This is a genomic window from Chryseobacterium sp. AC417, from assembly GCF_979258215.1.
In genome coordinates this window covers 1,222,863-1,240,923 of record NZ_OZ409845.1, presented here as the reverse complement: position 1 = coordinate 1,240,923, position 18,061 = coordinate 1,222,863, and the positions used below count along the sequence as shown (strand labels likewise).

Here is an 18,061-nt window from a genome sequence, read left to right as displayed (position 1 = left end):
GGCTAAAATAATAAAAATTATGTCTCAAATTGCGATTAATACCTCACAAAATGTAAATATTAACTTTAACATATCAAGTGTTGGTGAAAGGATTCTTGCATTTCTCATCGATTCTACAATCAAAATTGCCTATGGTATCTTTATTCTTTATGTTTTTTTCAGTGTTTTTGATTTGGGATATATTTTGAATGGGCTAGACCAATGGTCTGTAGGCGCTGTTTACAGTATTCTTCTTTTCCCTACCGTTATTTATCCGCTTGTTTTAGAAAGCTTGATGGACGGACAAACTGTTGGCAAAAAAGTAATGAAAATTCGTGTGGTGAAAATTGACGGTTATCAGGCAAGTTTTGGTGATTATCTGATTCGATGGGTTTTCAGAGTGATTGATGTTTCTTTTTTTATTGTAGGATTTATCACGATGATTATCACAAAAAACAACCAGCGTTTTGGAGACATTGCAGCCGGAACTGCAGTAATCTCACTTAAAAACAATATCAATATTTCTCATACTATATTAGAAAATCTACGTACTGATTATGTTCCAACTTTTCCACAGGTGATTGGTTTGAGCGATAACGACATGAGAATCATTAAAGATAATTATCTGAAAGCTTTAAAAATAGATGACCGACAAATCATCAGCAAACTTTCAGACAAAATAAAAGGCATTCTAAAACTAGAAGTTGACCCGACAAAAATGACAGAAAGACAGTTCATCGGCGTTATTATCAAAGATTACAATTATTATACAGGAAAAGAATAATTCAATATGTTTGGTCAATTTTTGCTTCAAAAATTGAATTGTGAATTAATAATGTCTTTCGGTGTAGAATTTGTATCTGTCTTTCAGATCAAACTTTTGAAATTACTTTCATTCGTTAGATTCGATAACATTAAACAATAAAGAACATACATATGAAGCTCGAAAATAATAAATCAGGAAATGGTGGTGTCATTACCATGAACAACGAAATAAAAGAAGTCGGAAGACTTACTTACACCATCTTCCCGGCTGATAATAAACTGATTATTTCATTTGTACTCGTTCATCCTGAATTTGAAGGTCGCGGAATGGGAAAATATCTGGTTGAAGAAGCCATCAAATTTGCAAGAGAAAATAAATGGAACGTCTATCCACACTGTTCATACGCAAGATCGGTGATGAGAAGAATGAGTAATGTGGAAGATATTTTACTTGAACGTTAAAACTTCATTTAAGATAATATCTTCAATATCATCAGGATAATTTACTTTAAAATGAATATCAGAATGTACCCAATTTCTAATTTCTTCAACATCAAGAATTTTAGAATTGGGAATTCCTATTTTATCTAAAGCGCAGGCATTACACTCTTGCTCGTATTGATTATGAATTGGAATGACGAACAATTTTTTATCCAGAAAAAGTGCTTCTGACGGTCCCTCAAATCCTGCGTTACACAAAATACCATCACAGTTTTCAAAACACTCTAAGAAATGAGTCTCATCAATCGGATAAATTTCAACATTGCCTGTCTGACTGTGAAGATGAGTATACTTTGAAAAAACTTTCCATTCAACAGGAATCTGACCCAGAGCTTTCGTGATATTTTCATCTGAAAAACTGGGAAGATAAACCACATAAAATCCTTTTTTTGTTGGGTTCAGGTTTCTGATTTTTCTTCTTATGACCGGTTTTTTGATTTTAGGATGATAATTTTCAAAATGAAAACCAATCTTATCTTTACTTGGACAATAATGTTCCAGTACAGATTCTCCCAAAAAACTTTTCCTGGCTGGTTTCGGCGTTTCTTTAAAACTCATGGAAGCTTGATGACTTAGTTCAAGCATTCTTAAATTTCTCAGCTTGCAAGCCCAGGCTGTCAAAGGTTCGTAATCATTAATAATTAGATCATAATGATTCAGCTCAATTTGCCGGATGGTATTGATCGCTTCCAGAAAATTATTTTTAAAAAGAATTTTTTTGTACGAAATTCCTCCTGTTTTATTATAGAGAAGAGAAACACCCCGATGTTTAAAATCTATTGGAAAATCGGTCTGTAACTGGGATTGATGACCACTGATGAGCGTATCAACAGAAGCATATTTTTTTAGGATAGGAATAATCTCCTGTGCTCTCGCAACGTGACCGTTTCCTGTTCCCTGAAAAGCATATAATATCTTCATGTTACGAAAATTGGGTTACTATTTTAAGAAGTTCAGAATTATTCATATCCTGAATTTCTTCCGTCTCATCATCTTTTAATAAATGCTGATGTTCTTCGTAATGAAAGATTTTCCATTCGCCATTGTTATATTCTAAAGCAGAGAGGTTTTCAATCCAGTCACCGGAATTTAAATATGTACAAGAACCTTTTTTAGTAACCACTTCACGAATTTGTGGCTGATGAATATGACCGCAAATCACGAAGTCGTATCCGTTATCAATGGCTAGTTCAGAAGCTGTCAATTCAAAATCACCAATATATTTTACAGCTTTCTTGACGTTATTTTTAATTTTTTTTGAAAATGAATATTTTTCTTTACCCATTTTATCTAAAAACCAATTCACAACATTATTGATCACAATCAAAAGATCGTAGCCTTTTCCACCTAATTTTGCAATCCATTTTGAATGCTGAACAGAGGCATCGAAAACATCACCGTGGAAAATCCAGGTTTTCTTTCCGTTCAACGTTACACAAAGTTTATTGATTACTTTTAATTTACCTAATTCAAAATCGGTAAATTTTCTGAACATTTCATCGTGATTGCCTGTGATGTAGTAAACATCGGTGGTTTTTGTGGCAAATGAAATAATTTTTTTGATGACCTTTAGATGAGGCTTAGGGAAGTAAGACTTTTTAAATTGCCAGATATCAATAATATCACCATTTAAAACCAATGTTTTCGGTTGAATAGAATTTAAATATCTCAACAATTCTTTAGCCTTACATCCGTAAGTTCCCAAATGTACATCCGAAATGACAACCAATTCAACGTTTCTTTTCATTTACAGATTGCTTTTTAACCCAATAAATCTTCCAATTCTGATTACTTATCAGGAATTCTCAGTTCACATGATTTTATGCAAAGAAACTACATGAAAATGAATTGTATATGAATGCTATATTATTTTTTATAATGATTCTAACAGTGCATCTGTTATTTCCATGTTGTGATACACATTCTGCACATCATCATCTTCCTCAAAACGGTCAAGCATTTTCATGTTTGCTTTAAACTGCTCTTCTGTAACTTCTTTGATTATGTTTGGAATTCTCTGTAGTTCTGCACTTTTTACCTCGATTCCTAATTCATCTAATTTATGAGATAAAGATCCAAAATCTTCAAATGCTGTAGTAATCATAACTTCTTCTTCATCTTTATCGATATCTTCTGCACCACCGTCGATCATTTCCATTTCGAAGTCATCCCAATCCATTTTGATTTGAGTCATATCAATACTGAAAATTCCTTTTCTGTCGAAGATGAAGGCTAATTCACCATTCTTACCTAAGTTACCGTCAAATTTATTGAAGATAGCTCTTACGTTGGCAACGGTTCTCGTGGTGTTGTTGGTAGTACATTCTACAAAAAATGCTACACCGCCTTGTCCGTATCCTTCATAGTTGATTTCCTCATAGTTTTCTGCATCTGCACCACTTGCTTTTTTGATGGCTCTTTCTACATTATCTTTAGGCATATTTGCACCTTTAGCATTCTGGATGCATCTTCTCAATGCAGGATTAGCTTCCGGATCAGGACCACCGGCTTTTACTGCTAAGGCAATATCTTTACCTATTTTAGAAAAAGTTTTGGCCATTTTATCCCAACGTGCCATTTTCGAAGCTTTTCTATATTCAAATGCTCTTCCCATTTTATATTTTAAATTTTCACAAAATTACTCAAAATCAACAACAAAAAAAATACCCCAGAAAAATCTGGAGGTATTTATTATTTAGAAAAATTAATTATTTTCTTTTTTTAGCTGGAGCTTTTTTCTTAGCTGGAGCTTTTTTCACTGGAGCATCTTCGTAATCTCTTTTTTGGATTGCATTCCACTCAGCAGCATCTTCAACAGCTCTTACAACTACTTTTCTGTCTACTTGTCTTTCAGCGTCAGTAGCTTTATCAGAGACTGTAGCTTTGGCTTCACCTACACCAACTGATTTTAGAGCATTAGCATCTACACCTCTTGCATCTAAAGCAGCAACTACCGCAGCGGCTCTTTCTCTAGATAACTTCAAGTTGTATGCTTCAGCACCTTTAGCATCAGTTCTACCTTCAAGCACATAGTTACCTCCATCTTTTTTGATGATATCAGCAGCTTTATCCAAAGCAGGCGCAGATTCAGCTTTAATTGTAGCTTTATTGAAGTCGAAATATACGCTTCTAACCTCGTTTTCAATTTCTGTTCTGGTAACTTCTCTTGGTTTAGGACATCCGTTGTATTTCTGGAAGACCTGGAACAGTAGGACAAGCATCATCTTTGTCTAAGATACCGTCACCGTCTGTATCTGGCCAAGGACAACCATTGTTTTCTGCAGGACCTGCAACTGTAGGACAAGCATCATCTTTGTCGATAATACCATCTCCATCAGTATCTGGCCAAGGACAACCGTTGTTTTCAACCGGACCAGCAACATCTGGACACTGATCGTCTTTATCTGGAACTCCATCTCCGTCAGTATCAGGACATCCTTGGAATTCTGGTAAACCTGGTGTATCAGGACATAAATCGTCTTTATCTAAGATACCATCTTTATCTCTATCTCTGTTTCCGAATCTAAAGTTCAAAGAAGCAGAAGCTTGCCAAAAGTTAGCAACTGTAGACTTATCGCCAGGAGTTGAAACGTAATCTCCTTGTATACCAAGACCGAAGTTCTTAGTTAACCAGAAGTTAGCACCAGCTCCAGCAGCAACTGTAAAGAAGTTAGCTTTACCATTTTCGTTACCGTTTTCACCGTTATTAACACTTTCTCCTGTCCAGTCAGTTCTAGGGAAAGTAAGAGCAGTATAATCATGTCTAAGGTAGTTAGCACCTACTCTTAAATATGGATCAAACCAAGACTCTTCATTCCAGATAAGACCTGCAGCTTTAGCTTGGAAACCAAGACCAGTCATTAACATGAATTCTTTACCCATGTTGAATCTTTGGTTTTCAACGTTTCCAACTGTAGTTTGCCAGTCAATTACCAAACCTTTACCGATGTTTCTAGCAACAGTCAGTTTAGACAAGGGTGGAGTGATTGAGAAGTTGTTCACGTTGAACATATTCTTCGTCAAATTTGTAGCAGAAAACGTGTTACTGAAGTTACCTGCCTGTGCTTTATGGTTCTCTGCATGAGCACCAACTCCGATCAACCACGGATTATTGGTAGTCTGAGCGAACACAGTAGAGGCAACAGTAAGCGCCAATGCTGAAATTCCTAATTTTAGATTTTTCATAGAATTAAATGATTAAATAATTGATATTGCAAAATAAATATAATTTTTCTTTATAAACAAAGTTTTCAGGATGATTTTTAACTTTTCTTTAATATTCTATCGAGGTTGCGTTTATTTTCTCTGTCTTTTATTGCTTCTCTTTTATCAAAAAGCTTTTTTCCTCTTCCCAACGCTATCAGTACTTTAGCCTTGCCACTGTCGTTGATATATAATTTTAAAGGGATTATTGTATTTCCTGCATCTTTGAGTTTTTTTTCGAATTTTAACAATTCTCTTTTGTGCAACAGCAATTTTCGTTCCCTTTTCGTCTTGTGGTTATAAAACGTGCCTAATTTATACTCATCAATCATCATATTAATAATGTACAATTCTCCGTCAATGAACTGGCAGAAGGCATCCGTGATTGATGCTTTGGATGAGCGTAATGATTTTATTTCTGTTCCGGTGAGCACCATTCCAGCTTCCAATTCTTCAATAAATTCATACTCAAAACGCGCCCTTTTATTTAAAATTTTAACAGTTTTTTCAATCTTCATGATCTAAATTTTCATTCATGTAATATACAAAATTACATTCAGCAAAAACTTGGGTATTACAATATTATAATTACCCGATTTCTTTTCGTAATTTTGCGCCAAATTTACAAACAATATGTTAACAGTATCAAACTTATCTTTACAATTTGGGAAGAGAGTTCTTTTTGACGAAGTAAACATCATGTTTACAAAAGGAAACTGCTACGGTATCATCGGGGCAAATGGAGCAGGAAAGTCAACATTCCTTAAAATACTTACCGGAAAACAAGATCCAACCACAGGACACGTTTCTCTGGAACCAGGGAAAAGAATGTCAGTCTTGGAGCAGGATCACTTTGCATATGATCAATTTACTGTTTTAGAAGCTGTTTTAAGAGGAAATAAAAAATTATTTGAGATAAAAGAAGAGATGGACGCTTTGTACGCCAAAGAAGATTTCTCTGATGAAGACGGAATAAAAGCAGGTGAACTAGGCGTTGTCTATGACGAAATGGGTGGTTGGAACTCAGAATCTGATGCACAGACTATGCTTTCTAATGTAGGAATTAAAGATAGTATGCACTGGCAGATGATGAGCGAACTAGAGAATCAGGACAAAGTAAAAGTTCTATTGGCTCAGGCTCTTTTCGGAAATCCTGATGTATTGATCTTGGATGAACCTACCAATGACCTTGATATTGATACGATCGCCTGGTTAGAAGATTTCTTAGCTGATTATGAAAATACTGTGATTGTCGTTTCTCACGACCGTCACTTTTTAGATACGGTTTGTACGCACATCGGAGATTTAGATTATGCTAAATTGAATTTATACACAGGTAACTACTCTTTTTGGTATCAAGCTTCGCAGTTAGCAACAAGACAAAGAGCTCAGGCGAACAAAAAAGCTGAAGAAAAGAAAAAAGAACTTCAGGATTTCATCGCAAGATTCAGTTCAAATGTTGCAAAAGCTAAACAGGCTACTGCAAGAAAGAAAATGATCGACAAATTGAACATTGATGATATTAAACCTTCTTCAAGAAGATACCCTGCAATCATTTTTGAAATGGAAAGAGAAGTTGGAGATCAGATTTTAGATGTTAAAGGGCTAGAAAAAACAAAAGACGGAGAATTATTGTTCTCAAATATAGATTTAAATCTTAAAAAAGGAGATAAAGTTGCCATCATTTCTAAAAACTCTCTGGCAATTACAGAATTTTTTGAAATTTTAGCAGGAAATACTAAAGCTGATAAAGGAAATGTGGCTTGGGGAGTTACGACCAACCAATCTCACATGCCTTTGGACAACACTTCTTTCTTTCAGGAAGACATTAATTTGGTTGATTGGTTAAGACAATTTACCAAAAATGATGAAGAGCGTCACGAAGAATTTATGAGAGGTTTCTTAGGAAGAATGCTATTCTCAGGTGATGAAGCTTTAAAGTCTTGTAAAGTACTTTCCGGAGGTGAAAAAATGAGATGTATGTTTAGCAGAATGATGCTTCAGAAAGCTAACGTATTGCTACTAGATGAACCAACCAACCATTTAGATCTTGAGAGTATCACTACTTTGAACAACTCATTGTCAAACTTTAAAGGAAACTTACTGTTATCCTCTCATGACCACGAAATGCTTCAAACAGTATGTAATAGAATCGTAGAATTGACTCCGAAAGGAATTATCGACAGAGAAACTACTTACGACGAATATCTTGCAGATAAAAAGATCAAAGAATTAAGAGAAAAGATGTATTCTTAATTAGATTATACTAAACTTCCATACTATCAGGATAGAAATTTCTATCCTGATTTTTTTTGTATTAATTTAGTAGATTATATAATTAGATAAGAAATATTAATATTTATACGGTTTTATAACAGTAAACCTTAAATGAATTATAGAAGAATTTTTAACCGATTTCTTCTAATTTTCTTTTAGCTTTTCTTTCGTTATTTATCTCATGTTATATTTTCTGATATCCTTGTGAACAAAAGAGTGCTGTATAAAATTGTACGGACGTATGTATTTTACTTTTATATAAATCTTTCTGTACAGCTATTTCTACTTTATCTTAGTTCAGACTTTTGCATATAGCTTTCTATTTTCAGTTTAAAGTTTTCCAGGATCTATTTGCGTAAACCGGTTTTTACTTTTTTTTAGGATATAAAAAGACTTATAACCAGATACTAACAATAAAAAGTCCCATACTACTGAGTACAGGACTTTTTTGGGTTTCATTATTTAGTAATTGATTATTTGTTATAACAAAAAAGACTCCTGTTTTTCAGTAGGAGTCTTTTTGGGAGTGTATTGTTGAATGTATTGCATAAAAAAAGCTCCTCAATCTTTCGATTGAGGAGCTTTTAAAAAAAAACTGGCGGCGACCTACTCTCCCGCTTTCGCAGTACCATCGGCGCTGGTGGGCTTAACTTCTGTGTTCGGAATGGGAACAGGTGAGCCCCACCGCTAAAACCACCCTAAAGGTTGTATATAAGATATCAGAGGATAGATTTCAGATTTCAGACTTTTCTAGTCTGTTATCTGATGTCTTATTTCTGACATCTGTTTTAAGCGATAAGAATATTCACAAAGAGAGAACCTTGATTGCGCAATTAAGCGATGCCAATTAGGCTATAAATCTACGGGTAATTAGTACTACTCGGCTATGCTGTTACCAACTTTACACCTGTAGCCTATCAACGTCGTCATCTCCAACGACCCTTAAAAGATGTCTCATCTTGAGGCGAGTTTCGCACTTATATGCTTTCAGTGCTTATCTCTTCCAAACGTAGCTACTCAGCGGTGCTCCTGGCGGAACAACTGATACACCAGAGGTTTGTTCAATTCGGTCCTCTCGTACTAGAATCAAGCCCTCTCAAACATCTAACGCCCGCAATAGATAGAGACCGAACTGTCTCACGACGTTCTGAACCCAGCTCGCGTGCCACTTTAATGGGCGAACAGCCCAACCCTTGGGACCTTCTCCAGCCCCAGGATGTGACGAGCCGACATCGAGGTGCCGAACCTCCCCGTCGATGTGAGCTCTTGGGGGAGACTAGCCTGTTATCCCCGGAGTACCTTTTATCCTATGAGCGATGGCCCTTCCATACGGAACCACCGGATCACTATGTCCTGCTTTCGCACCTGATCGACTTGTAGGTCTCACAGTCAAGCACCCTTATGCCATTACACTCTACGCACGGTTACCAAGCGTGCTGAGGGTACCTTTGAAAGCCTCCGTTACTCTTTTGGAGGCGACCACCCCAGTCAAACTACCCACCACGCAATGTCCTTCTAAAAGAAGTTAGGCTCCAAGTAAGTAAAGGGTGGTATTTCAACGTTGACTCCACAAACACTAGCGTGCCTGCTTCAAAGTCTCCCACCTATCCTACACATTACTTACTCAAAGTCAATACGAAGTTATAGTAAAGGTTCACAGGGTCTTTTCGTCCCATTGCGGGTACTCGGCATCTTCACCGAGACTACAATTTCACAGAGCTCATGGTTGAGACAGTGCCCAGATCGTTACACCATTCGTGCAGGTCGGAACTTACCCGACAAGGAATTTCGCTACCTTAGGACCGTTATAGTTACGGCCGCCGTTTACTGGGGCTTCAGTCAAACGCTTCGCATTGCTGCTAACGCCCTTCCTTAACCTTCCAGCACCGGGCAGGTGTCAGACCCTATACAGCATCTTTCGATTTAGCAGAGTCCTGTGTTTTTGATAAACAGTCGCCTGGGCCTCTTCACTGCGGCCAACATTGCTGTTGGCGTCTCTTCTTCCGAAGTTACGAGACTATTTTGCCTAGTTCCTTAACCATGATTCACTCTAGCACCTTAGGATTCTCTCCTCGACTACCTGTGTCGGTTTTGGTACGGGTTGCTTCACTTCGGCTTTTCTTGGAAGCACTTTCCTTACAGCAACTTCGCCCGAAGGCTAGGTCTTGACTATTCCGTCAGTCTCCAGTAAGTACGGCACTCCGTCCCCTTTTTAGTGTGAGCAAGTATGGGAATATTAACCCATTGTCCATCCACTACCCCTTTCGGGTTCGCGTTAGGTCCCGACTAACCCTCAGCTGATTAGCATGGCTGAGGAAACCTTAGTCTTTCGGTGAGCGGGTTTCTCGCCCGCTTTATCGTTACTTATGCCTACATTTTCTTTTCTGTACGCTCCACAATAGCTCACGCTACTGCTTCTGTGCAAACAGAATGCTCCCCTACCAGATACAACCCGAGGTTGTAAATCCATAGCTTCGGTACTCTATTTATGCCCGATTATTATCCATGCCGGACCGCTCGACTAGTGAGCTGTTACGCACTCTTTAAATGAATGGCTGCTTCCAAGCCAACATCCTAGCTGTCAATGCAGTCCAACCGCGTTGCTTCAACTTAATAGAGATTTGGGGACCTTAGCTGTTGGTCTGGGTTCTTTCCCTCTCGGACACGGACCTTAGCACCCGCGCCCTCACTGCCGTGGAACATTTATTAGCATTCGGAGTTTGTCAGGAATTGGTAGGATTTGACTCCCCCGCATCCAATCAGTAGCTCTACCTCTAATAAACTTATACACGACGCTGCACCTAAATGCATTTCGGGGAGTACGAGCTATCTCCCAGTTTGATTGGCCTTTCACCCCTACCCACAGGTCATCCGAAGACTTTTCAACGTCAACCGGTTCGGTCCTCCACTTTGTGTTACCAAAGCTTCAACCTGCCCATGGGTAGATCACAAGGTTTCGCGTCTAATCCTACTAACTATACGCCCTATTCAGACTCGCTTTCGCTCCGGCTCCGGACCTGAAGTCCTTAACCTCGCTAGTAAAATTAACTCGTAGGCTCATTATGCAAAAGGCACGCCGTCACCCAACTTGTGGGCTCCGACCGCTTGTAGGCGTACGGTTTCAGGTTCTATTTCACCCTTCTATTCGAAGTGCTTTTCACCTTTCCTTCACAGTACTTGTTCACTATCGGTCTTTCAGGAGTATTTAGCCTTGGAGGATGGTCCCCCCATATTCAGACAGGATTTCACGTGTCCCGCCCTACTCATTTATCATCTATGTATGCCTTTCAAATACGGGGCTATCACCCTCTATGGCTGTTCTTTCCAGAACATTCTTTTAAACATATAAAGACTTTTGGGCTAATCCGCGTTCGCTCGCCACTACTTACGGAATCTCTTCGATTTCTTTTCCTCCGGGTACTTAGATGTTTCAGTTCTCCGGGTTTGCTCTCCTTGCGGAGTGACTGGTCTTCAACCAGACGGGTTGCCCCATTCGGACATCTGCGGATCAATTCGTGTGTGCCGATCCCCGCAGCTTTTCGCAGCTTACCGCGTCCTTCTTCGCCTCTGAAAGCCTAGGCATCCGCCATACGCCCTTAACGATTTCTTTCCTAATTATTAATTAGTTCAGTATTTTGTCTAATATTACTATTAAACTATTTTGTAAACTCAAACGCTTAATTGCGCTCGGTTTTCTCTTTGTGATATTTTTACCGTTAATGTCAATGATCTTTAAATTCTTTCTGCTCGTCTGATAAATGGATATTTGTTTTGGCTCTATCCATCTTACTTTTAAATCAAACTCGCAAAACTGTGGAGAATAAGGGAGTCGAACCCTTGACCTCCTGCGTGCAAGGCAGGCGCTCTAGCCAGCTGAGCTAATTCCCCCTCTAGTTAGACTTGGAGAGTAAAGAATAAAGAACAAAGACGTATCTTTTTTCTTTTCTCTTTCTTCTTCCCGTCTTTTTTAAATTAGTAGTCTCGGGCAGGCTCGAACTGCCGACCTCTACATTATCAGTGTAGCGCTCTAACCAGCTGAGCTACGAGACTTTGTTTAGATGTTAGATTTTAGACACTAGATGTTAGACTAATCTCTAACTTCTAATTTTCTAACCTCTATTTTCTAAATCTCTCCCTCTGATACTAATTTCTAGTGGGTTTTGTATTTTTATAATATAAGCAACCGAGTAAAAAACTAAAACGTCTTCTTTAAGTAAGTACATGATACATTTAAGTATCTTTTTTTGTTTATCGTCTAATGACGCTCTAAAATGAGATGTTCCAGCCGCACCTTCCGGTACGGCTACCTTGTTACGACTTAGCCCTAGTTACCTGTTTTACCCTAGGCAGCTCCTGTTACGGTCACCGACTTCAGGTACCCCAGACTTCCATGGCTTGACGGGCGGTGTGTACAAGGCCCGGGAACGTATTCACCGCGCCATGGCTGATGCGCGATTACTAGCGATTCCAGCTTCATAGAGTCGAGTTGCAGACTCCAATCCGAACTGAGACCGGCTTTCGAGATTTGCATCACATCGCTGTGTAGCTGCCCTCTGTACCGGCCATTGTATTACGTGTGTGGCCCAAGGCGTAAGGGCCGTGATGATTTGACGTCATCCCCACCTTCCTCTCTACTTGCGTAGGCAGTCTCACTAGAGTCCTCAACTTAATGCTAGCAACTAGTGACAGGGGTTGCGCTCGTTGCAGGACTTAACCTAACACCTCACGGCACGAGCTGACGACAACCATGCAGCACCTTGAAAATTGTCCGAAGAAAAGTCTATTTCTAAACCTGTCAATTCCCATTTAAGCCTTGGTAAGGTTCCTCGCGTATCATCGAATTAAACCACATAATCCACCGCTTGTGCGGGCCCCCGTCAATTCCTTTGAGTTTCAATCTTGCGATCGTACTCCCCAGGTGGCTAACTTATCACTTTCGCTTAGTCTCTGAATCCGAAAACCCAAAAACGAGTTAGCATCGTTTACGGCGTGGACTACCAGGGTATCTAATCCTGTTCGCTCCCCACGCTTTCGTCCATCAGCGTCAGTTAAGACATGGTAACCTGCCTTCGCAATTGGTGTTCTAAGTAATATCTATGCATTTCACCGCTACACTACTTATTCCAGCTACCTCTACCTTACTCAAGACCCGCAGTATCAATGGCAGTTTCATAGTTAAGCTATGAGATTTCACCACTGACTTACGAGTCCGCCTACGGACCCTTTAAACCCAATAAATCCGGATAACGCTTGCACCCTCCGTATTACCGCGGCTGCTGGCACGGAGTTAGCCGGTGCTTATTCATACTGTACCTTCAGCTACTTACACGTAAGTAGGTTTATCCCAGTATAAAAGAAGTTTACAACCCATAGGGCCTTAGTCCTTCACGCGGGATGGCTGGATCAGGCTCTCACCCATTGTCCAATATTCCTCACTGCTGCCTCCCGTAGGAGTCTGGTCCGTGTCTCAGTACCAGTGTGGGGGATCACCCTCTCAGGCCCCCTAAAGATCATTGACTTGGTGAGCCGTTACCTCACCAACTATCTAATCTTGCGCGTGCCCATCTCTATCCACCGGAGTTTTCAATATCAACTGATGCCAGTTAATATATTATGGGGTATTAATCTTCCTTTCGAAAGGCTATCCCCCAGATAAAGGCAGGTTGCACACGTGTTCCGCACCCGTGCGCCGCTCTCAAAGTCCCGAAGGACTTCTACCGCTCGGCTTGCATGTGTTAGGCCTCCCGCTAGCGTTCATCCTGAGCCAGGATCAAACTCTCCATTGTATGTTTGTCTGACTCACTCAAAGTTATTGACGCTTTAGTCTTTTCCTTACTTGGTTGTTATATCTATGTTTCAATGATCTCTTCTCTTACGCTCCCTCGGCTACCCTTTTCTGTCGTTGGGCGTTGCCGTATTTGCGTGTGCAAAAGTAATAATTTATTTCGTCCTGACCAAATGTTTTTTGAAGAAATTTTAAAGTTTTTTAAGTAACCCTAAACACCCTCTTTCTAAACATCCAATCTACTACTCCTGCGCTCCCCGTATTGGGATTGCAAAGATACAAATCTTTTTAAACCTCACAAATTTTTATCGCTAAAAATTTATTAATTATTAAAAAGTTTCTCTCTATCCTAAAGTAATATAAACTACAGCCCTAAAGCTCTCCTGCGCTACTGTCATACTCTCGTTTTCAGTGGGGCAAAGATAGAAACTTTAACCCATCCAACCAAAAGAAGTTAACATAATGTTGATCTTTAATTCATATTTAAACCTAAAATACTGAAAATGTGAGAGAAAAATTTTAAGAATGAAGGATGAGTGATGAAGCCGATGTCTGCAGCGTAGGAGAAACGAGAAGTGGAGAGTGGGAGACGTAAGGCGCATTTGGAAACTTATGGCGAAATTATATGCTACACTTGCGCAGTTACTACGAAGCTTATTATTCTCAGAAGTATTTATCATGAACTGTTACGAAATTGAGAACTATTATATTTGCTGTGAAGGTAAAAACAATATTGCATCTACGGAGCTTACTTATTATTAGAATGTGTAGCATTTTTTCTAAAGGAAATTTTCGGCACAGATTCAAATAGTTTGATACAAATACAATTTGTGACAAAACATCATATAAAGACCTCCTCTCCAGCCCCGATCGCAACGGCATCCTTTTTGGCAGCGGGCGGAGCGCAGCGGAGACCGCGTCAAAAAGATATAGTGAAGAGCGGGAAAAGCTCCTAAAAATTTACTTCAAATGTGAAGAAATTTTGCTATCCTATATATAAGGAAAAATCCTTTCTCGGAATTACCGAAAAAGGATTAACTAACTATTTTAAATTGAATTAATCAATAAATAAACTAGCAATTGCTGTAGCTTCAGCTCCTGTTAAGATTTCATCATAAGCTGCAGAACCTGCTGCTGCTCCGAAAGCTGTTGCTGTATTGAAACCTGCTTGCATGGTAACATCTTCTCCATTATATACTGCATTAGTTGCTGCAGGCATATTTCCTCCGTTTGCTAATTCGATCCATCCTTTGTTAGCACGCATTCTACGAACCATAGAAGCATGTCTTGCTTCTACAGAGTGAATTTGTAAAGCTGCCTGTAGTACTGCACCATTTGACATAACGTTTCCTGCCTGTCCTTTGTAAGCTCTTACCCCTGTATCTTCAAAAGCCTGTGCTAATGTAAGAAACTGCTGATAGTTGGTAAATGGTGTGAAAGCACCGTTTGCTGTAAAATCAAAAGTTGGTTTTGCAACCGGAGCTGTTCCTAAAGATGTTAATGTACTTTTAAGGAAAGTAACGTGAGCTGCTTCGTGTTTTGAAATCTGAAGAAAAACCGTTCTGTCTCCTGTAGGAATTAAACCTGCTGTGTTAAGACCGATTCTGTAAAATTCGTCTTCTAAGTATTCCAAAGTTAATGCTAATTGAAGAGCATCTGTTAATGCACTTTTCATTGCTAAAGTCGGTTCTGTTTTAGTTTCAGCTTTGGCAGAAGTTGCCATGAAGCTTCCCAATCCTAATGGTATTGCTGCTACTGCCGCTTTTGTACCAAATGATTTAATATCTGAAAGATTATCTAGTCTAGACGTTTGCTTTGTGAAAAAAGAATCGTCAGCCAATTTATCTAATAATTTTAGTATGTTCATAATAATAGATTTTTGAAATGAATAATTTAATTAATGCCTCTTTCTTTCCAAGTAAATGGAGTTTTAATAAATCCTCCAGCTGCTGCGATAACATCTTTCGGTTCTTTTGCAACATCAAGACCAGTTACAGGATCTACTACATCATCTCCGGAAAAAGCTGCAGTTAACGGATTAATCAAATCTCTAATTGCTGATGCATGTCTTGCTTCCACAGAAACAATTTTACCTGCCAATACAAGATAAGTAGGGTTAGTAATATATTTACCTGCCGCATTATAAGCAGCAACACCGGTATCTTCTAAAGCTTTTGCAGTAGCAAGTACAGAATTTCTATCATTAAAGTTTACATTAGGATATTGAAATTCAAGAGTTGGCAATACATTAGGTGTTGCACCTGTGATGGCAGCCTTAAAAAAGTCTCTGTGAATAACCTCGTGGTGATACAAATCTGTAAGCACTTCTTTTTCAGCATTTGAAATTCCTGCATAGAAGTTATTAACTACTTTCGTGTAGAAATCGGCTTCTAACTGCTCCAGAGCGTAAGCGTAGTTAAGAACACCTACATCACCCATACCCAGGTCAAAAATTTTATTATCATTATACTCAAAATCATCATCATCACAACCTACAAGGGTAAGTCCTGCAACGGCAATACCAATGCCGCTTAGTTTTAGAAAGTTTCGTCTGCTGGTATCCAGAGTAGCTCCCTGGTTAGAAACATTAATAGGTTTTTTCATAATATTATTTTTATAAAGGTTTAGTACTTTAATGATATCTACGATAATAGTTTTGGTTTGGTTTTCATAATGTGCAAAAAAACCAAACATTTATAAAATAAATTACTTAAAATACCTTAAAACACTGAAAATAAAATAAATGAAAATGAATGAGTGGCAATAATGAAGATGATGATCTGCTGGTTTTTAAATAAAAAAATCCTTATTTTTGTGAAATGAGTCAAAAATGGATTTACAAGCCCGAACCTGATGAAGAAACTGTTGACGGATTAAGTTCGTCTCTCGGTTTTGGAACTTTTGAATCCAAACTATTGGTTCTTAGAGGAATTGACAATTATCAGAAAGCGCGTGAATTCTTCAAACCCAATATGCAGGATATTCACAATCCTTTTTTAATGGCAGATATGCAAAAAGCTGTTGAGCGAATTGCCACAGCCATTGAAAACGGTGAAAAAATAATGGTTTACGGTGATTATGATGTGGATGGAACCACTGCCGTTGCACTTACTTATCTGTATTTAAGAAAAATAGTTCAAAAAAAATATTTAGATTTTTATATTCCTGACAGAAACTCTGAAGGATACGGAATTTCCACTGAAGGTATTGATTATGCCAAAGAAAATGGTTTTTCACTGATTATCGCTCTAGACTGTGGGATCAAGGCAATTGACATGATCAATTATGCAAAAGAAAAACAAGTAGATTTCATCATTTGCGATCACCATCTTCCGGGAGACGAAATACCTGATGCAGTTGCCGTTTTAGATCCGAAAAGAAATGACTGTCGCTACCCTTTCAAAGAACTTTCAGGCTGCGGAGTTGGTTTTAAATTATGTCAAGGACTTAATACGATTTACAAAATTCCCGAAACAGAATTATTTGAATTGACCGATTTACTCGCTATTTCTATTGCCGCAGATATTGTTTCCATGACTGGTGAAAACCGGGTTTTAGCAAAAATGGGCCTTAAAGTTCTCCGAAAAACCCGCAATCTCGGTTTAAGACTTCTGATCCCAGAAGATAAATTATCACACTTTGAAATTTCAAACATCGTTTTCGAAATTGCTCCAAAAATAAATGCTGCAGGAAGAATTTCCCACGGAAAAGCGGCTGTAGAGCTGATGGTTTCTGATAATCTGAAACACGCTCAGCAAATTGTAGGTGACATTATGAATCTGAATGATGAAAGACGTGAGCTCGATATGAACTCTACCCTTTCTGCATTAAATCAAGTAATCGAATCTCAACAGGAGACTAAATATTCCACGATTGTGTATCATCCGGAATGGAATAAAGGCGTGATTGGAATTGTTGCTTCACGACTGACTGAAACCTATTATAAACCTACTTTGGTTTTCACCGATGGAAATAATGGTGAAATGGTGGCTTCAGCAAGATCTATTTCAGATTTTGATGTGCACGAAGCATTGGATATCTGTTCGGAATATTTTCTGAAATTTGGCGGACATCATGCAGCGGCAGGACTTTCAATGGAGAAAAGTAAATTTGAAGATTTTAAAATAAAGTTTGAAAAAACGGTTGCCGAAAAAATTAAGGATCATCAAAAAGAGCCTTCTATCACGATAGATTCTGATGTGGAAGCCGATGAGATCAACAGAGATTTTATCAATTTCCATCGCAAACTGGGACCTTTCGGACCTCAGAATATGAAGCCTAACTTGGTTTTAAAAAATCAGAAAATTGCCGGTTACCTAAAAACGATGGGGAAAGATAATAACCACCTCAAATTTTACATCAAACAAGAATCTACCGGAAGAAATATTGAATGTGTAGGTTTTAAGCTTGGACAATTTGCTGATGATTTTAGAAATAAATCTTTTGATATCGCTTTCACTTTAGAAGAAAATCACTGGAAGGGCAATGTAACACATTATCTGAATATAAAAGATGTAAAATTTATAGAAGGCGAATAAGTGAATTTTCCTT

Annotated in this window: 11 protein-coding genes, 2 tRNA genes, 3 rRNA genes and 1 pseudogene; 5 read left to right on the top strand and 12 right to left on the bottom strand. The window is 38.4% G+C overall.

Features of this window, described 5'->3' with window-relative positions; genetic code table 11:
- Positions 1-19 precede the first annotated feature (19 nt).
- Both ACZZ9T_RS06035 and ACZZ9T_RS06030 read left to right on the top strand, forming a co-directional pair.
- Complete coding sequence (locus ACZZ9T_RS06035; RefSeq protein ID WP_463441313.1) at positions 20-763, top strand: RDD family protein; 744 nt, start codon at positions 20-22, stop codon at positions 761-763.
- Positions 764-915: 152 nt separating this feature from the next.
- Positions 916-1,206 carry a GNAT family N-acetyltransferase gene (locus ACZZ9T_RS06030; RefSeq protein WP_463430458.1) on the top strand — a complete coding sequence of 97 codons (291 nt, stop codon included), beginning with the start codon at positions 916-918 and terminating at the stop codon, positions 1,204-1,206.
- Here ACZZ9T_RS06030 and ACZZ9T_RS06025 read toward each other — a convergent pair.
- The 5 genes and pseudogenes from ACZZ9T_RS06025 to smpB all read right to left on the bottom strand — a co-directional run bounded on the left by ACZZ9T_RS06025 (position 1,192) and on the right by smpB (position 5,966).
- Positions 1,192-2,166: a glycosyltransferase family protein gene (locus ACZZ9T_RS06025; RefSeq protein WP_463441312.1), complete on the bottom strand. Its 975-nt coding sequence runs from the start codon at positions 2,164-2,166 to the stop codon at positions 1,192-1,194. The two genes, ACZZ9T_RS06030 and ACZZ9T_RS06025, sit on opposite strands and share 15 nt — an antisense overlap.
- Before the next feature lies 1 nt (position 2,167).
- On the bottom strand, positions 2,168-2,992 hold the full coding sequence (locus ACZZ9T_RS06020; RefSeq protein WP_463430456.1) for a UDP-2,3-diacylglucosamine diphosphatase: 825 nt from the start codon (positions 2,990-2,992) through the stop codon (positions 2,168-2,170).
- A 126-nt stretch (positions 2,993-3,118) separates the two neighbouring features.
- A complete protein-coding gene (locus ACZZ9T_RS06015; protein WP_463430455.1) occupies positions 3,119-3,859 on the bottom strand; it encodes a YebC/PmpR family DNA-binding transcriptional regulator in 741 nt (246 codons plus the stop codon).
- A gap of 94 nt (positions 3,860-3,953) precedes the next feature.
- Positions 3,954-5,430: pseudogene (locus ACZZ9T_RS06010) on the bottom strand (OmpA family protein).
- A gap of 77 nt (positions 5,431-5,507) precedes the next feature.
- A complete protein-coding gene (gene smpB, locus ACZZ9T_RS06005) occupies positions 5,508-5,966 on the bottom strand; it encodes an SsrA-binding protein SmpB (protein ID WP_463430453.1) in 459 nt (152 codons plus the stop codon).
- A 115-nt stretch (positions 5,967-6,081) separates the two neighbouring features.
- Here smpB and ACZZ9T_RS06000 point away from each other — a divergent pair, with 115 nt between their 5' ends.
- Complete coding sequence (locus ACZZ9T_RS06000) at positions 6,082-7,704, top strand: ABC-F family ATP-binding cassette domain-containing protein (protein WP_463441311.1); 1,623 nt, start codon at positions 6,082-6,084, stop codon at positions 7,702-7,704.
- A gap of 614 nt (positions 7,705-8,318) precedes the next feature.
- Here the strand turns inward: ACZZ9T_RS06000 and rrf are convergent.
- From rrf to ACZZ9T_RS05975, 5 genes are all read right to left on the bottom strand, one after another.
- Positions 8,319-8,426: ribosomal RNA gene (gene rrf, locus ACZZ9T_RS05995) — 5S ribosomal RNA — on the bottom strand.
- 149 nt (positions 8,427-8,575) lie between these two features.
- A 23S ribosomal RNA gene (locus ACZZ9T_RS05990) occupies positions 8,576-11,335 on the bottom strand.
- A 204-nt stretch (positions 11,336-11,539) separates the two neighbouring features.
- Positions 11,540-11,613 (bottom strand) — tRNA-Ala (locus ACZZ9T_RS05985).
- An 88-nt stretch (positions 11,614-11,701) separates the two neighbouring features.
- Positions 11,702-11,775: transfer RNA gene (locus tag ACZZ9T_RS05980), tRNA-Ile, on the bottom strand.
- A gap of 219 nt (positions 11,776-11,994) precedes the next feature.
- A 16S ribosomal RNA gene (locus ACZZ9T_RS05975) occupies positions 11,995-13,511 on the bottom strand.
- Together the 16S, 23S and 5S rRNA genes with 2 tRNA genes alongside form the textbook arrangement of a ribosomal RNA operon.
- A 611-nt stretch (positions 13,512-14,122) precedes the next feature.
- On the opposite strand from ACZZ9T_RS05975, the gene ACZZ9T_RS05970 reads away from it, so the two are divergent.
- Positions 14,123-14,272 carry a hypothetical protein gene (locus tag ACZZ9T_RS05970; protein WP_463441310.1) on the top strand — a complete coding sequence of 50 codons (150 nt, stop codon included), beginning with the start codon at positions 14,123-14,125 and terminating at the stop codon, positions 14,270-14,272.
- 295 nt (positions 14,273-14,567) lie between these two features.
- On the opposite strand, the gene ACZZ9T_RS05965 is transcribed toward ACZZ9T_RS05970, so the two are convergent.
- Both ACZZ9T_RS05965 and ACZZ9T_RS05960 read right to left on the bottom strand, forming a co-directional pair.
- Positions 14,568-15,377 (bottom strand): ferritin-like domain-containing protein, encoded by an 810-nt coding sequence (locus ACZZ9T_RS05965; RefSeq protein WP_463441309.1) that lies wholly within the window; start codon positions 15,375-15,377, stop codon positions 14,568-14,570.
- Between the two features lie 26 nt (positions 15,378-15,403).
- Positions 15,404-16,114, bottom strand: a complete 711-nt coding sequence (locus tag ACZZ9T_RS05960) for a ferritin-like domain-containing protein (protein ID WP_463441308.1) — start codon at positions 16,112-16,114, stop codon at positions 15,404-15,406.
- A 215-nt stretch (positions 16,115-16,329) separates the two neighbouring features.
- On the opposite strand from ACZZ9T_RS05960, the gene recJ reads away from it, so the two are divergent.
- Entirely contained in the window at positions 16,330-18,048 is a 1,719-nt protein-coding gene (recJ, locus tag ACZZ9T_RS05955) for a single-stranded-DNA-specific exonuclease RecJ (protein WP_463441307.1), read from the top strand.
- Positions 18,049-18,061 lie beyond the last annotated feature (13 nt).

Coding starts and splice junctions, on each gene's coding strand:
- ACZZ9T_RS06035 (WP_463441313.1), top strand. CDS start 20: ATGTCTCAAATTGCGATTAATACCTCACAAAATGTAAATATTAACTTT.
- ACZZ9T_RS06030 (WP_463430458.1), top strand. CDS start 916: ATGAAGCTCGAAAATAATAAATCAGGAAATGGTGGTGTCATTACCATG.
- ACZZ9T_RS06025 (WP_463441312.1), bottom strand. CDS start 2,166: ATGAAGATATTATATGCTTTTCAGGGAACAGGAAACGGTCACGTTGCG.
- ACZZ9T_RS06020 (WP_463430456.1), bottom strand. CDS start 2,992: ATGAAAAGAAACGTTGAATTGGTTGTCATTTCGGATGTACATTTGGGA.
- ACZZ9T_RS06015 (WP_463430455.1), bottom strand. CDS start 3,859: ATGGGAAGAGCATTTGAATATAGAAAAGCTTCGAAAATGGCACGTTGG.
- smpB (WP_463430453.1), bottom strand. CDS start 5,966: ATGAAGATTGAAAAAACTGTTAAAATTTTAAATAAAAGGGCGCGTTTT.
- ACZZ9T_RS06000 (WP_463441311.1), top strand. CDS start 6,082: ATGTTAACAGTATCAAACTTATCTTTACAATTTGGGAAGAGAGTTCTT.
- ACZZ9T_RS05970 (WP_463441310.1), top strand. CDS start 14,123: ATGGCGAAATTATATGCTACACTTGCGCAGTTACTACGAAGCTTATTA.
- ACZZ9T_RS05965 (WP_463441309.1), bottom strand. CDS start 15,377: ATGAACATACTAAAATTATTAGATAAATTGGCTGACGATTCTTTTTTC.
- ACZZ9T_RS05960 (WP_463441308.1), bottom strand. CDS start 16,114: ATGAAAAAACCTATTAATGTTTCTAACCAGGGAGCTACTCTGGATACC.
- recJ (WP_463441307.1), top strand. CDS start 16,330: ATGAGTCAAAAATGGATTTACAAGCCCGAACCTGATGAAGAAACTGTT.